This is a genomic window from Streptomyces sp. NBC_00358 (genome assembly GCF_036099295.1).
Lineage (GTDB): Bacteria > Actinomycetota > Actinomycetes > Streptomycetales > Streptomycetaceae > Streptomyces.
Map to the genome: position 1 here is coordinate 8,967,925 of NZ_CP107976.1, position 12,755 is coordinate 8,980,679.

The following is a 12,755-nucleotide window of genomic DNA, read 5'->3' on the forward strand; positions in this document are numbered from 1 at the left end:
TCAGTTCACCCTCACTCGCGGGTCGAGGAACACCGTGGCGATGTCCGCGAGGATCGCGCCGACCGCGGTCAGGGCCGCGGCGAAGGCGGCCGTCGCGACGGTTCCGTGCACGTCGTTCTTGCTGATGGTCTGGATGAAGTAGCGGCCCATGCCGTTCCAGCCGAAGACGGTCTCGGTGATGACGGCGCCGGTGAAGATGGCCGGGACGCTGAACGCCACGGAGGCCGCCGTCGGGATGAGCGCGGCCCTCAGGGCGTGTCTGCGGATCGCCTGGCCGCGGGTGAGCCCGGTGGCCTGGGCGGTGCGCACGAAGTCGGCGTTGATCGTGTCGAGCAGAAGCGAACGCTGCGTCAGGTGGTAGCCCACGTAACCCATCAGCGTCAGCGTCAGGGTCGGCAGGATCAGGTGCAGGAGACGGTCGCCGATCGTCGGGAGCAGCCCCTCGACGTTGGGTGAGTTCTCCCCGGCCACGTACAGGAAGTGCAGTCCGGCGTGCTGGTTCAGCCAGATGGCGACGAAGACCACCGCGAGCGCGGCGACGGATGTCGGGACGTTGAACACCGCGATGGACACGGCCTGCGAGAACCGGTCGGCCCAGCCGTACTGCCGTGCGGCGGTGTAGACACCCAGCGCGACGCCGATCACGACGGACAGGACGGTCGCGATGACGACCAACTCCGCGCTGATGAGGGACCGGTAGCCCACTTCTCCGTTGACGGAGACGCCGGTGGGGGACTTCCCCCAGTCGAAGTGGACGGCCACCGAGGTGAACCAGTCCCACCATCGGCGCGCCAACGGTACCCGCGGGTCCAGGTTGTACGGCGCCAGGGCCCGGTCGATCTGGACCTCGCTGCGGACGGGCCGCAGCTCCTTGAAGTTCGACCGCGGGTCCAGAAACCAACTGGCCAGGAAGTACGTGGCGTTGGTCGCCACCACGATCATCAGAAGCCACCCGGCCGTCTTGCGCGTCACATAGCGCACCATGTGCGGCACCTCCTCAGCACACAGGAGAGGTGCGCCCGGGGAGCGCGGGAGAGACCAGACGAATGCATGCGCGGTGGAACTTTCTGCGGAGACGGAAGAAGCCACGAACGAAGGAGCGGGCGTCAGCTTGGTCCGCACTCCGTGGCGGGCACCAGGTTTTCGCCGGCCCCGCCATGAGGCCGACATGTTGCCGTAGCAGACAATCCGGAATACGGCGCAATTCGGATGATCTTGGCGCCGCCCGGTCGGTGCGTCACGGCTGCCGACTCAGGCGGCGCGTCGGGGCTCTTCCGCGCGCCTTGTCGCCTCGCAGGATCGGCATGGCGCGAACGCCTCCCCAGGGGTGCTCAGTTGAGACGCACCGCCGGGAGGGGCCGATCGTAATGGATCACACCCCCGCGGCCGTCACCGTGCCGTCGCGCTCCGGTGCGCGCCGGGACAGCGACGTCAACAGTCCTGGGTGCCGTCGGGGGAGGGCCGGTGGCTTCAGGCGCCGCCCCGCTCGCGGGGGATCTTCTGGCCGGCCTCGATCGCCACCGGCAGCCGGTTCTCGGCCGGTGGCAGTGGGCAGGTGGCCAGATCCGTGTAGGCGCACGGCAGGTTCGTCGCACGGTTGAAATCCAGCACGACCGTTCCGTCGGCGGCGGGCGCCTCGACGGTGAGCCCGCGATTGGCGGCGTAGGTGGTGACCCCGGAGGTCGTGTCCGTGAACAGCACCGTCAGAGCGCCCGGGGTGTGTCCGGGGAACGCGGTCAGGGACAGGGGGCGCCCGTCCAGTTGGAACTCGATCCGGCCCGGCGCGTCGTACACATGCTCCAGGCCCTCGACCGCCGCCCCCACCGTGGTCGGCCGCGGCTCGTCGAAGGCGACGTAGCGGCCCTTCAGGGCCCAGCGCGGGTGCGGCGCGTAGGCGGGCGTCCCGGTGAAGGCCGTGCGCAGCGGCGCGTCCGGGTGCCGGGGCCGCACGATGTCGTTCCCACCGCGCTTGGCCACCTCGATGACGGCGTTACCCCAGGCCGCGTTGACGCCGCCGCGTTCGGGGAGCACTCCGAAGCGGTGTTCCCCGCGCACCGGGGTTCCCTCCACGACCAGTTCCTCACCGTCATCGAGGAGTACGGCGACCCCATCGGCGTCGGTCCACCAGGCGCCCGGAGCGTCCGGGAAGCGCTGCGGCCGTTCGTCGAGCCAGTGCAGGCCGGTGATCGCGAGGAACCCGTGCGGGTCGGCGAGCCGTTCCTCCTGCGCCCGGTGCCAGTTCAGCCAGTCCTGGGTGAAGGCCTGGAGGTCGGTCGTCGTGGCCTGAGTGGTCATCGGTACTCCTTCGTCTCGTGAGGTTCTTCTCCGCAACGGTGTGCGGGTCCTGCGTCGAGGTCCGCCGCCGGTGTTCCCTCACCCGGCCAGTTCGCCGAGGAGCGCCCAGGTGCGGCGCCGGTCCGCCTCTCCGGCGATCTCCGTGCCCGAGAAGACCACTTCCGTCGCCCCGGCGTCCCGGTAGCGCCGTACCTCGGCCGCGACCGCCTTCTCGTCGCCGATCACGGCCACGTCGGACGCCCGTCGGCCGCCCGAGAGCTCGATGACCCGTGCGTAGGACGGGATCCGTTCGTAGAACGCGAGCTGTGCGGTCGCTTTCTCCCGTACGGAGGCGACGTCGTCCGTGACCACGCCGTGCACCAGGGCCACGATCCGGGGGGAGGGACGGCCCGCGGCGGTCGCCGCGGCGGTGAGGGCCGGAACGATGTGTTTCTCCAGGGCCCTCGGGCCCGCCAGATAGGGCAGGATCCCGTCCGCCAGTTCACCGCTGGCACGGAGGGCCTGCGGCCCCATCGCGGCGACCAGCAGCGGGACGCCGTTCTCCGCGCCCGGTACGCGTGCGGAGAGCGACGGGGTGGCGGTGAGCAGCTCACCGTGGAAGTCGGCCGTACCGGCCTCGGTCAACTGCCGCAGGGCGATGAGGAATTCACGCAGGCGGGCGATGGGCCGTTCGAAGGGGAGGCCGAAGCCGCCCTCGGTCAGGAGTTTGGTGCCCAGGGCCAGCCCGAGGTGGTAGCGGCCGTGCGTGGCCGCCTGGGCGGTCTGGGCCTGGCTGGACACGGTCAGAGGGTGCCGGCCGAAGACGGGGATCGCGGAGGTGCCCACATGGAGTCCGGGGACCTCACGTCCGACGATCGCCGCGAGCTGGGGTGAGTCCGCGCCGAAGGTCTGCCCGAACCAGGCCGACCGCAGGCCGGCCGCCGCGGCCTCGTGGGCCAGCCGCACGGAGGCGTCGACCTGGTTCAGCGCGCCGGATGCGTTGAGCGTCACTCCTACAGTCATGCCAGTGAGAACCAACGGCTCCCGACCCGTCATTCCGGTCGGCGTGTGACAGCTTCTTGTCATTCTTGTGTACCGGCATGCCATGGCGGTCGCATGGCCGCCGAGGTCGACGACGACCTCACCACCCGACTCGCCCGCCACGCGACCGACGTCCGCCTCAGCGAGACGGCCGGCTTCGCCTGCGAAGCGGTCCGCAAGCCGGCTCTCGCGTGACCGCCTCACCGCCCGAGGCGTGAGACAGGCCTCCGCACGCTCGCCCGCCGGGTGACGAGTCCGGTCAACGCGATTACGGCCGCCCTGCGTTGGCCGGCGTCCGGGTCCGCAATGTGAGACATCTGTCCGAAACTCATTGACCGAGGGTGCGGACGTCTGCTCAACTCACGTTCCATGACCCCGCGCGTGGATTTGACTCGGAGGCGCCACATCGACCTGGCGCACGTCTCCAGCGCGTTCTGTTGTCGTTGATCACCAAGGTGTGTCGCTGATCCACCGAGTGGTCCTCGCCGTCGGCCGGTGCGCCCCCAAGGCGTAACTCCCGCAGGCGGGAGTGAAACCGCCCCATCGGTTTCTCCCGAGGGACCGTGGTAACCGCCGCGTGACTGCCTTCTTCTCTCTGTCCTCTCTGCGTTCCCGCTCTCTGCCCGGGGAGAAGCGGGTGCCGCGCAGCGCGAGGGCGGCGAGGGGATGTGCCCTCGGCTGCGGGCCAGGGGCACCTCGTGCAAGTGGCGGGGGCCCGGCGGGACTTCAGCGAAACACCCCCGGCGGCGGGCGCCGACCGGTGCGGTGGCACGACCTCCACCACACCGTCCGGCCCTTGTCCGGTACCACCTCCTGCGCAGTCGTCGAGGCCCGGGCATCGCGACCGGACCAAGTACGGGCTGTGTAGCCGTTCATCGCCGCCGTCACCCGCTCCGACACCCAGCATCCGGCGACGCCCCAACTCCTCGAGAGGGACACCCTCATGCCTCCGTCCATCCGCAAACTCACGGGCCGCATCGGCGCGGTCGTCGAGGGCGTCGACCTCACGGCACCCCCCGACCCTTCGACGATCACGACCCTGCGGCAGGCCCTCGACGAGCACAAGGCGATCGTGTTCGACCAGGTTCGCCTCGACAACGCCGGTCAGGAACACGTGGCGGGGTGGTTCGGCGAACTCACCACCGCTCACCCGAACGTGCCCGCGACCGACGGCACCACGAACGTGCTCGCCGTCGACAGCGAGACGTCCAAGGCCAACGAGTGGCACACGGACGTCACCTTCGTGGTCAACCCGCCGCAGCTCACCACGCTCCGGTCCATCGTGACCCCGCCGTACGGCGGCGAGACGCTGATCGCCAACGCGGCCGCCGCCTACCGCGACCTGCCCGGACCGCTCCGCGCCCTCGCGGACTCACTGCGCGTCGTGCACACCAACCAGTACGACTACGCGCGCCCCTCGGGCGCGTCGGCGCTGCGCGAGGAGTACGACCGGGTCTTCGTCTCGACGCCGTACGAGACCGAGCACCCTCTCGTACGGGTGCATCCGCTGACGGGCGAACGCGGCCTGTTCATCGGCGGGTTCGCCAAGCGGATCGTCGGCCTGTCGGGAGTCGAGTCGGCCGATCTGCTGCGCATCCTCCAGTCGTACGTGACGCGCCCGGAGAACGTCCTGCGCTGGGCCTGGGCCCCCGACCAACTGCTGATCTTCGACAACAGGATCACCCAGCACTACGGGGTCGACAACTACGACGACCACCCGCGCCGCCTCAACCGTGTGACCGTCGCGGGAGACGTGCCCGTCGGTGTCGACGGCCGGCGCAGCGAGCAACTCGTCGGTGACGCCTCGCACTACAGCAAAGTGCTGGAGGTGGCGGCCCGATGACCGACATCAGCATCGAGAGGCCGGCCGTCGTGCCGGCGGCCCCCGGGACGACGAGCGCACCGCGACGCGAGGTCTTCCTGCCGCGCGACGCCCGCAGGCAGACCCCGCTCCGCGCACTGCGCGAGCGGCTGCGCTGGCCGCTGGGGATCTACACGACCCCCGTCGTGATCCTCGCCGCCTGGGAGATCCTCGCGAGGGCGGGCGGACTGAAGAAGACCTACGCTCCGGCACCGACGTCCATCGTCAAGTCCGCTGTCGAGCTGTGGCAACAGGGCGTCCTCGGACCGGACTTGGCCATCTCGCTGCAACGGGCCGGCATCGGACTCGCGATCGGCCTGACCGTGGGTGTCGTCGCCGGCGTGCTCGGCGGCCTGCTGCGCAGCGGCGAGTATCTGTTCAACGGTGTCGTGCAGGTGCTGAACACCATCCCGCTCCTGGCGGTACTCCCGCTGATGATCGTGTGGTTCGGCATCGACGAGCTCACGAAGGTGCTCCTGATCTCGTTCGGCGCGGGCGTCCCCATGTATCTCAACCTGTTCGCCGCGATCAGGGGTGTCGACCAGCGGCTGATCGAGATGGCGCGGACGACGGGCGCCGGCACCTGGCGGCTGGTGACCCGCGTCCTGGTTCCCGGAGCCCTGCCCGGATTCCTGGTCGGACTCCGGTTCTCACTCGCGTACAGCGTCCTGGGCCTCGTCGCCGCCGAGACGGTCAACGCCGACAAGGGCCTCGGCTTCCTCATCACACAAGGGCAGACCTACCTCCAGACCAACCAGGTCTTCGTGGGGCTGGTCATCTATTCACTCCTCGGTCTGCTCGCCGACCAGTTCGTCCGAGCTCTGGAGCGGGTGCTGCTGCGGTGGCGCCCCAGTTATGAGGCAGCATGAGCACCACGGTTTCTCCGCGCGGTACACGGCCCCGCAGTCAGGCGGGCGCCGTCGTCGAGAGCGTCGTCCGCCGGTTCGGGGACCGGGTCGTCCTGGACCAACTGGACCTCACCATCGCCGACGAGGAACTGGTCGTCCTGCTGGGCCCCTCCGGCTGCGGCAAGAGCACCCTCCTCAGGCTGCTGGCCGGACTCGACCGGCCGGACGGCGGACGGGTGGAGGTCCCGGCGAGGCGGGCGATCGTGTTCCAGGCCGACCGTCTGCTGCCGTGGCAGCGGGTGCTGCGCAACGTCACCCTCGGCCTGCACGGACCCGACGCCGACCGGCGGGCCCTCGACGTGCTCGCCGAGGTCGGACTCGCGGGCCGTGAGAAGGCATGGCCCAAGGAGCTCTCCGGCGGCGAGGCCCAGCGGGTGTCACTGGCGCGGGCACTGGTCTCCGAGCCCGAACTCGTGCTGCTCGACGAACCGTTCGCGGCGCTCGACGCGATCACTCGGCTGCGCATGCACGACCTCGTGCGGGCGCTGCGGAGCAAGCACCATGCGGCCATGCTGCTCGTCACCCACGACGTCGACGAGGCGATCGCGCTGGCCGACCGCGTGGTCGTCATGAGTGACGGACGCATCGGCACCTCGCATCGTGTCGAGCTGTCGGCCGCGGACCGTGAGGCGAGCTTCGCGCGAGAGGAGCTCCGCTCCGCGCTCCTCCAGGACCTCGGACTGGCCAACCAGCACTGAATCCTCCCGCCGCACCGGCACGCCGACCGATCTCCCGGGACGCGCCGACCGATCTCCCGGCCACACCGACCCACGTCCCCAGCCACACCCGACCCACGTCCCCAGCCACACCCGAAGGACTTCCCCGGCCGCACCCGACGACTTTCCCGGCCGCACCCACAGACTTCGCCCGCCCCAGCACAGAAAGCACGTGAGAACCCATGTCCCGAAGCACCTCGCGCATCGTCGCCTCCGTCGGCCTGCTCGCCCTGGCGAGCACCCTCGTCGCCTGCGCGTCGACGTCGGAAGCCGCCGCGCCCCTGAGCCGCTCCAGCGGATCGGGCGCCGGCAGCCACCCCGAGTGGAAGAAGTACACCTTCACGATCGGCGACAACGGAGGTGACGGCAGCCAGGAGCTGGCCAAGATCACCGGGGTGTTCGACAACGCGCCCTACAAGGTGAAGTTCGCCCGCTTCACCTACGGGCCGCCGCTCGTACAGGCGGCCGCGTCGGGTGACATCGACCTGGGCAGTGTCGGCGACGTGCCGCCGATAACGGGCGCCGCGAAGGAGTACGGCTTCAAGGTCGTCGCCGTCAACCGTTCCCTCAGGCCCACCCAGGCCAACGAGAACATCATCGTGCCGAAGGGCTCGACGCTGAAGACGCTCGCGGACCTCAAGGGCAAGAAGATCGCCGTGCCGCAGGGCAGTTCGGCCCACGGTCTGGCACTCAACGCCCTCAAGAGCGTGGGTCTCACCCCCAAGGACGTGAAGCTGGCCTTCCTCGATCCGGCGGCCGGTGCCACGGCGTTCAACACCGGCAAGGTGGACGCCTGGTCCATCTGGAACCCGCAGTCGGCGATCGCGGTCAAGAACGGCGCGCGCATCCTGGCGAAGGGTCTCCCGCCGATCGACCAGACGAGCAGCTACTACGTCGCGAGCGAGAGTTCGCTGAACGACAGGACGAAGCGGGCGGCTCTCACCGATGTCCTGCGGCGGCTCGCCCACGAGTTCGCGTGGGCGATCAAGCACGAGGACAAGTACGCGCAGGCGATCTCCAAGGAGGAGGGCATCCCCCTGGACGACGCCAAGGTGTCCCTGAAGGCCTTCGAGACCCGGGTGACCCCGGTGGCGAAGGCGGACATCGCGGCGGAGCAGAAGCTCGCCGACGCCTTCCTGGAGGCGGGACAGATCACCAAGAAGGTCGACGTCTCGTCGATCACCGACAACCTCCTGCCGACCGGATACGACAGCTCGAAGCTGTCGGTCGGCTGATCAAGCGCACCACGAACGGACTGGAGAACAGTTGTGAGCGACCAGAGAAGGCGCCGGCTGCACCTCAACGCCTTCCTCATGGAGGCAGGACACCACGAGGCGGCCTGGCGGCTCCCGCACAGCAACCCGCGAGCCGACTTCGACCTGCGGCACTGGATCGAACTGGCTCAACTGGCGGAGAGCGCCAAGTTCGACTCGCTGTTCCTCGCGGACGGCCCGGCGATCACCGGCACGGGCGAGTTCCGCCCGCCGGGCCAGCTCGAACCGCTCACCCTGCTGACCGCGCTGTCGCAGGCGACCAGCAGGATCGGACTCATCGCGACCGTGTCGTCGACGTACAACGAGCCGTACAACCTCGCCCGTCGCCTGGCGTCGGTCGACCACGTCAGCGGCGGCCGGGCCGGCTGGAACATCGTCACCTCCGCGGGCGCCGACGAGGCGGCCAACTTCGGCCTCGTCGACCGTCCCGGCCACGCCGAGCGGTACGCCCGGGCCGACGAGTTCCTGCACATCGCCAAGGCCCTGTGGGACAGTTGGGAGTCCGAGGCCGTCGTCGCCGACAGGGCCTCGGGGCGCTACGCCGACCCTGCCCGGCTCCACCGGCTCGACCACCGGGGCAAGTACTTCTCGGTGGCCGGCCCGCTCAACGTCGAGCGTCCGCCCCAGGGCCACCCCCTGCTCGTGCAGGCGGGCTCCTCCGAGGACGGCAAGGACTTCGCGGCACATCACGCCGAGGCGATCTTCACCGCCCACCGGACGTACGAGCGCGCGGCTGGCTTCTACGCCGACATCAAGGCCAGGACCAGGGCCGCGGGGCGTGACCCGGACGGCGTGATCGTGCTGCCGGGAATCGTCCCGTACATCGGGTCGACCGAGGGGGAGGCCCGAGCACTGGCGAAGCGGTTCGACGACCTGCGCGTCGCGGAGTACGGACTGCGTCAGCTCGCCGCGGTCTTCGAGACCGAGCCGTCGGCGTTCGAACTCGACGCGCCGCTGCCGGACTTCGTCCTCGCGAGACCGAAGCTGGAGGGCTCGCAGAGCCGCTCCGACCTGATCATCGAACTCGCCGTACGCGAGAAGCTGACAGTCCGTGAGGTCATCTCGCGGCTCGGCGGCGGACGAGGTCACTTCGAGTTCATCGGCACGCCCGAGCAGGTGGCGGACACGATCGTCACCTGGTTCGAGGGCGGTGCCGCGGACGGGTTCAACATCATGGCACCGGCCCTGCCGTCCGGTCTGGAAGCCTTCATCGAGCACGTCCTGCCGATCCTGCGCGACAAGGGCCTGTTCCGGGAGGAGTACGAAGGGAGCACCCTTCGCGAGCACTACGGGCTGCCGGTGCCGGTCAGTCGGCACCACTCGGAAGAGATCGCTCTCTGAGGCGGCCTGGCGACACGTGGTGTCAGGGGTTCGCCCAGGCGCCCGGGGTATCGGTCAACGCCGATACCCCGGGGGGCAGTTGAGCCGAAGCGACGTCGGCGAGCGAAACGCCCTCAAGGATCTCGCGCACGTTGGACCGCAGCGCGATCCACAGCGGCAGCAGGGACTGCGCCGGGCCGGTGTAGGAAAGATCCGGGGGACGGACCCCGCGCACCGAGACGAGGGGTCCGTCCACGGTGCGGATGACGTCGGCGATGCTGATGGACGCGGCGGGCCTGGCCAGCCGGTAGCCGCCGTTGCCGCCGCGCTGACTCAGCACGAGACCGCCCCGGCGCATGTCGTTCAGGATGCCTTCGAGGAATTTGTGCGGAATGTCCTGCGCGTCGGCGATCGCCTCGGCCTTCAAAGGCCCGTCGTCCCGTGACGCGGCGAGCTGTAGCGCGGCACGTACCGCGTAGTCCGCCCTGGCTGAGATCCGCATGTGCGCATTATCCCGTACGTCGTTCGGTCGGTCTTCCTCGCGGGCGGGCCCTCGGGCAGGAGGACGGGCCCCTGCCCGACGGCCCGGCAGTCCGCCATTCGGTCAGACGGGCAGCACGAACGCGGGGTGTGCGCCGTTGAGGAAGTAGTCCCCGACGTCGAGGAGCCGGTGGGACACGGGCTCGTACAGGGTGTGGGTCCGTGCGTTGCGCCAGAAGCGGTCGAAGCCCAGCCGCGAGGACAGGGCGCGGACGCCGATGATGTCGAGGGCACGTGTGGTCGACTCCTGTGCGGCCCTGGAGGCGGCGGCCTCGGCCATGGCCACGAGAACGGAGACCTCCGCGTACTCGTCGAAGGTGAGGTCCTCGCCGCGAGCCAGCGAGCCGTGCACGGCTCGCACCGCCTGCTCGGTGAGTGCGGAGGCGGACCGGGTGAGGACGGTCAGCTCTCCGTAGAGGGCCAGCATCCGCGGGTCCTGGGGAGAGCCGGCCGGCCAGGTGGGATGCCGGAGTGAGTGGCCTGCCCTGCTGTACTCGCGGACTTCGGCCAGCACTCCCTCGGCGATACCGAGAAGGAGCTGGACGGAGAGGAGGCGGCCCACCGGCGCTGTGAGCGCGGTCGGCGGCGACAGGACGCCCTCGTCCGCGGACAGGGAGCCGGCCACGTCGTCGGCGGCGACCGGTACGGCGTCGAACTCCACGCTGCCACCGGCCGCGAGCCGCTGGCCGAAGGGGTCGGTGTCGCGGTCGATCCGCACGCGGGGATGGGCGGGATCCACGACGACGGCGAACGGTTCGCCCGTGTCGGCCCGTTCGGCCCGTACGGCGAGGCGGTCCGCGACGAGGACCCCCGTGGCGTAGCTCTGCCGCCCGTCCAGCACATAGCCGCCGCCCTTCCTGGCCAGCCGCAGAGACGGCTCCTGGCGGGCGAAACCACCACCCCAGGCCAACTGCTCAGCCGTGGAAGGCCGTTCGACCTGATCGACGAGGGCGGGCCCGGAGAGGAACCGGGTGCTCCACGACAGGAAGTAGTGACAGCCCAGCAGTTGACCGATCGCCCCGTCCGCGGCGGCGATCTCCCGGACGACGGCGTAGGCCGTCGTCCAGTCCGCGCCACCGCCCCCGGCCCCGGCCGGCACGAGGAGCGTCAGCAGTCCCGCCTCGCGCAGCCGGGACACCTCGTCGAAGGGGGTCTTGCCCGCCTGCTCCCTGGCCACCGCGTCCGTGGCCAGATCGTCCGCCGTTTCCCGCGCCGCGCGCAGCCAGTGGGCGCGGTCGGGTCCGATGCGGCCGGATTCGGAGGTGGGTCCGGACGGCGCGATGGCAACGCCCATGGTGGTGGTCTCCTCAAGGTCGGCGCCGAGGCGCCGTGTTGGGCCGCTCCCGCGGCTCGCGCATGCGCTTGCAGCCCACGCGTCGGTAAGTGAAGATCCGGCGCCGGCAGCCTCTGCCCCGCGTGCGACAAGGGGGGCGCCGGATCACCCGGGGTGAGAGAGAAGAGTCGGCAGCACGCGCAGCGAGCGTGCCTCGTCACTTACCCGCGACAACAGGCGGCACTGACGACGTGGCCGAAGTCGACATGCCTACGACGAACGAGTCGTAGCTGCGTATGGGGCATGTACATCATCCTGCGCATCCGCTGGACTCGCGGTCAATGCTTTCCTAGTAAATCGATAGGAAATGCAGCCGGGTGCGGCGCCGGGGGCCGTTCTCACCGGCGTCCGTCGGCCACCGGGCGCCGGGTCTCGGACATCGGCATCCTGTCCGACCCGCGAGGAGGGCGACCGACCCTCGGTGGGCGCGCCGCCGAGCGAGCGGTGCGTGGCACGGAGGATCTCGCTGCGGTGCGTGGACGAAACCGGTGACGCGACCGCCGCCGGCCACCGCTGACCCGGTAGGTTCGTGCCGCCCGGGTTCGAGTGGCCGAGGATGTTCAGGCGTCGGGGGTGGCGAAGTGACCGAGACCGATCTGGAACTGAGCGACGGTCGCAGACTGCACGTCTACGACACAGGCGCGGATGACACGGATGATCGCCTCGCCGTCTTCTGGCACCACGGCACGCCGAACATCGGCGCACCGCCCGAGCCCCTCTTCCCGGCGGCGGCCCGGCTCGGCGTCCGCTGGGTGTCGTACGACCGCCCCGGCTACGGCGGATCGACCCCTCGCCCGGACCGGAACGTGGCGTCGGCGGCTGCCGACGTCGCCACCGTCGCCGATGCGCTGAACATCGATCGGTTCGCGGTCATGGGTCATTCCGGTGGCGGTCCGCACGCCTTGGCCTGCGGCGCGCTGCTGCCGGAACGGGTCCTCGGCGTGGTCGGCGTGGCCGGGCCGGCCCCGTTCGACGCCGAAGGACTCGACTGGTTCGCGGGTATGTCGGAGTCCGGCGTCGGCTCCCTGCGCGCGGCCGCGGCGGGGCGGGCGGCGAAGGAGGACTACCAGGCGGCCGCCACGTACGACCCGGAGATGTTCACCCCGGCCGATCACGCCGCACTCTCCGGCGAGTGGTCCTGGTTCGGCGATGTCGTCGGCCCAGCGGTGGAGGCCGGTCCGGGCGGGCTGATCGACGACGACCTGGCCTACGTCGCCCCCTGGGGATTCGACCCCGGGCAGGTCGTCGCGCCGGTCCTCCTCCTGCACGGCGGCCAGGACCGGGTGGTGCCCAGCTCGCACAGCCGGTGGCTCGCGAACCGCTGCTCCACGGCGGAACTGCGACTGAGCCCGGACGACGGACACATCTCCGTCCTCAACACGGGCGCGGCGGCCTTGGCCTGGCTCGCGGAACACTCCGGCCGGTGAAGAACGCGCGGTGTGGCGCCGGCAGGCGGCTGCGGAGAGGCGCGCCAGGTAGGCCTGTTCC

Annotated in this window: 11 protein-coding genes; 6 read left to right on the top strand and 5 right to left on the bottom strand. The window is 70.4% G+C overall.

From position 1 onward, the window contains the following. The 3 genes from OHT01_RS38470 to OHT01_RS38480 form a co-directional block, all read right to left on the bottom strand. Positions 1 to 984, bottom strand: coding sequence for an ABC transporter permease (locus OHT01_RS38470; RefSeq protein ID WP_328557745.1), 984 nt, complete (start codon positions 982 to 984; stop codon positions 1 to 3). Between the two features lie 486 nt (positions 985 to 1,470). Beyond that, a complete protein-coding gene (locus OHT01_RS38475) occupies positions 1,471 to 2,295 on the bottom strand; it encodes a DUF1684 domain-containing protein (RefSeq protein ID WP_328557746.1) in 825 nt (274 codons plus the stop codon). A gap of 78 nt (positions 2,296 to 2,373) precedes the next feature. Beyond that, on the bottom strand, positions 2,374 to 3,297 hold the full coding sequence (locus OHT01_RS38480; protein WP_328557747.1) for an LLM class F420-dependent oxidoreductase: 924 nt from the start codon (positions 3,295 to 3,297) through the stop codon (positions 2,374 to 2,376). Between the two features lie 961 nt (positions 3,298 to 4,258). On the opposite strand from OHT01_RS38480, the gene OHT01_RS38485 reads away from it, so the two are divergent. From OHT01_RS38485 to OHT01_RS38505, 5 genes are all read left to right on the top strand, one after another. Further along, positions 4,259 to 5,158, top strand: a complete 900-nt coding sequence (locus tag OHT01_RS38485) for a TauD/TfdA dioxygenase family protein (RefSeq protein WP_328557748.1) — start codon at positions 4,259 to 4,261, stop codon at positions 5,156 to 5,158. Further along, positions 5,155 to 6,045: an ABC transporter permease gene (locus OHT01_RS38490; protein ID WP_328557749.1), complete on the top strand. Its 891-nt coding sequence runs from the start codon at positions 5,155 to 5,157 to the stop codon at positions 6,043 to 6,045. The genes OHT01_RS38485 and OHT01_RS38490 overlap by 4 nt, the downstream gene beginning before the upstream one ends. Then, the gene (locus OHT01_RS38495) at positions 6,042 to 6,782 is read left to right on the top strand and encodes an ABC transporter ATP-binding protein (protein WP_328557750.1); all 741 of its coding nucleotides are present in this window, start codon (positions 6,042 to 6,044) and stop codon (positions 6,780 to 6,782) included. The genes OHT01_RS38490 and OHT01_RS38495 overlap by 4 nt, the downstream gene beginning before the upstream one ends. Before the next feature lie 200 nt (positions 6,783 to 6,982). Next, the gene (locus OHT01_RS38500; protein WP_328557751.1) at positions 6,983 to 8,035 is read left to right on the top strand and encodes an aliphatic sulfonate ABC transporter substrate-binding protein; all 1,053 of its coding nucleotides are present in this window, start codon (positions 6,983 to 6,985) and stop codon (positions 8,033 to 8,035) included. Positions 8,036 to 8,068: 33 nt separating this feature from the next. Further along, the gene (locus OHT01_RS38505) at positions 8,069 to 9,415 is read left to right on the top strand and encodes an LLM class flavin-dependent oxidoreductase (RefSeq protein ID WP_328557752.1); all 1,347 of its coding nucleotides are present in this window, start codon (positions 8,069 to 8,071) and stop codon (positions 9,413 to 9,415) included. Between the two features lie 22 nt (positions 9,416 to 9,437). Here the strand turns inward: OHT01_RS38505 and OHT01_RS38510 are convergent, their stop codons facing one another. Further along, positions 9,438 to 9,896, bottom strand: coding sequence for an RrF2 family transcriptional regulator (locus OHT01_RS38510; RefSeq protein WP_328557753.1), 459 nt, complete (start codon positions 9,894 to 9,896; stop codon positions 9,438 to 9,440). 102 nt (positions 9,897 to 9,998) lie between these two features. Further along, positions 9,999 to 11,228: an acyl-CoA dehydrogenase family protein gene (locus OHT01_RS38515; RefSeq protein WP_328557754.1), complete on the bottom strand. Its 1,230-nt coding sequence runs from the start codon at positions 11,226 to 11,228 to the stop codon at positions 9,999 to 10,001. Positions 11,229 to 11,848: 620 nt separating this feature from the next. Between OHT01_RS38515 and OHT01_RS38520 the strand changes: the two genes are divergently transcribed. Beyond that, positions 11,849 to 12,694, top strand: coding sequence for an alpha/beta fold hydrolase (locus tag OHT01_RS38520; protein WP_328557755.1), 846 nt, complete (start codon positions 11,849 to 11,851; stop codon positions 12,692 to 12,694). Positions 12,695 to 12,755: the final 61 nt, after the last annotated feature.

What these genes read in the sequence shown, in the direction of transcription:
- OHT01_RS38470 (WP_328557745.1), bottom strand. Translation starts at nt 984, where the DNA reads ATGGTGCGCTATGTGACGCGCAAGACGGCCGGGTGGCTTCTGATGATC.
- OHT01_RS38475 (WP_328557746.1), bottom strand. Translation starts at nt 2,295, where the DNA reads ATGACCACTCAGGCCACGACGACCGACCTCCAGGCCTTCACCCAGGAC.
- OHT01_RS38480 (WP_328557747.1), bottom strand. Translation starts at nt 3,297, where the DNA reads ATGACTGTAGGAGTGACGCTCAACGCATCCGGCGCGCTGAACCAGGTC.
- OHT01_RS38485 (WP_328557748.1), top strand. Translation starts at nt 4,259, where the DNA reads ATGCCTCCGTCCATCCGCAAACTCACGGGCCGCATCGGCGCGGTCGTC.
- OHT01_RS38490 (WP_328557749.1), top strand. Translation starts at nt 5,155, where the DNA reads ATGACCGACATCAGCATCGAGAGGCCGGCCGTCGTGCCGGCGGCCCCC.
- OHT01_RS38495 (WP_328557750.1), top strand. Translation starts at nt 6,042, where the DNA reads ATGAGCACCACGGTTTCTCCGCGCGGTACACGGCCCCGCAGTCAGGCG.
- OHT01_RS38500 (WP_328557751.1), top strand. Translation starts at nt 6,983, where the DNA reads ATGTCCCGAAGCACCTCGCGCATCGTCGCCTCCGTCGGCCTGCTCGCC.
- OHT01_RS38510 (WP_328557753.1), bottom strand. Translation starts at nt 9,896, where the DNA reads ATGCGGATCTCAGCCAGGGCGGACTACGCGGTACGTGCCGCGCTACAG.
- OHT01_RS38515 (WP_328557754.1), bottom strand. Translation starts at nt 11,228, where the DNA reads ATGGGCGTTGCCATCGCGCCGTCCGGACCCACCTCCGAATCCGGCCGC.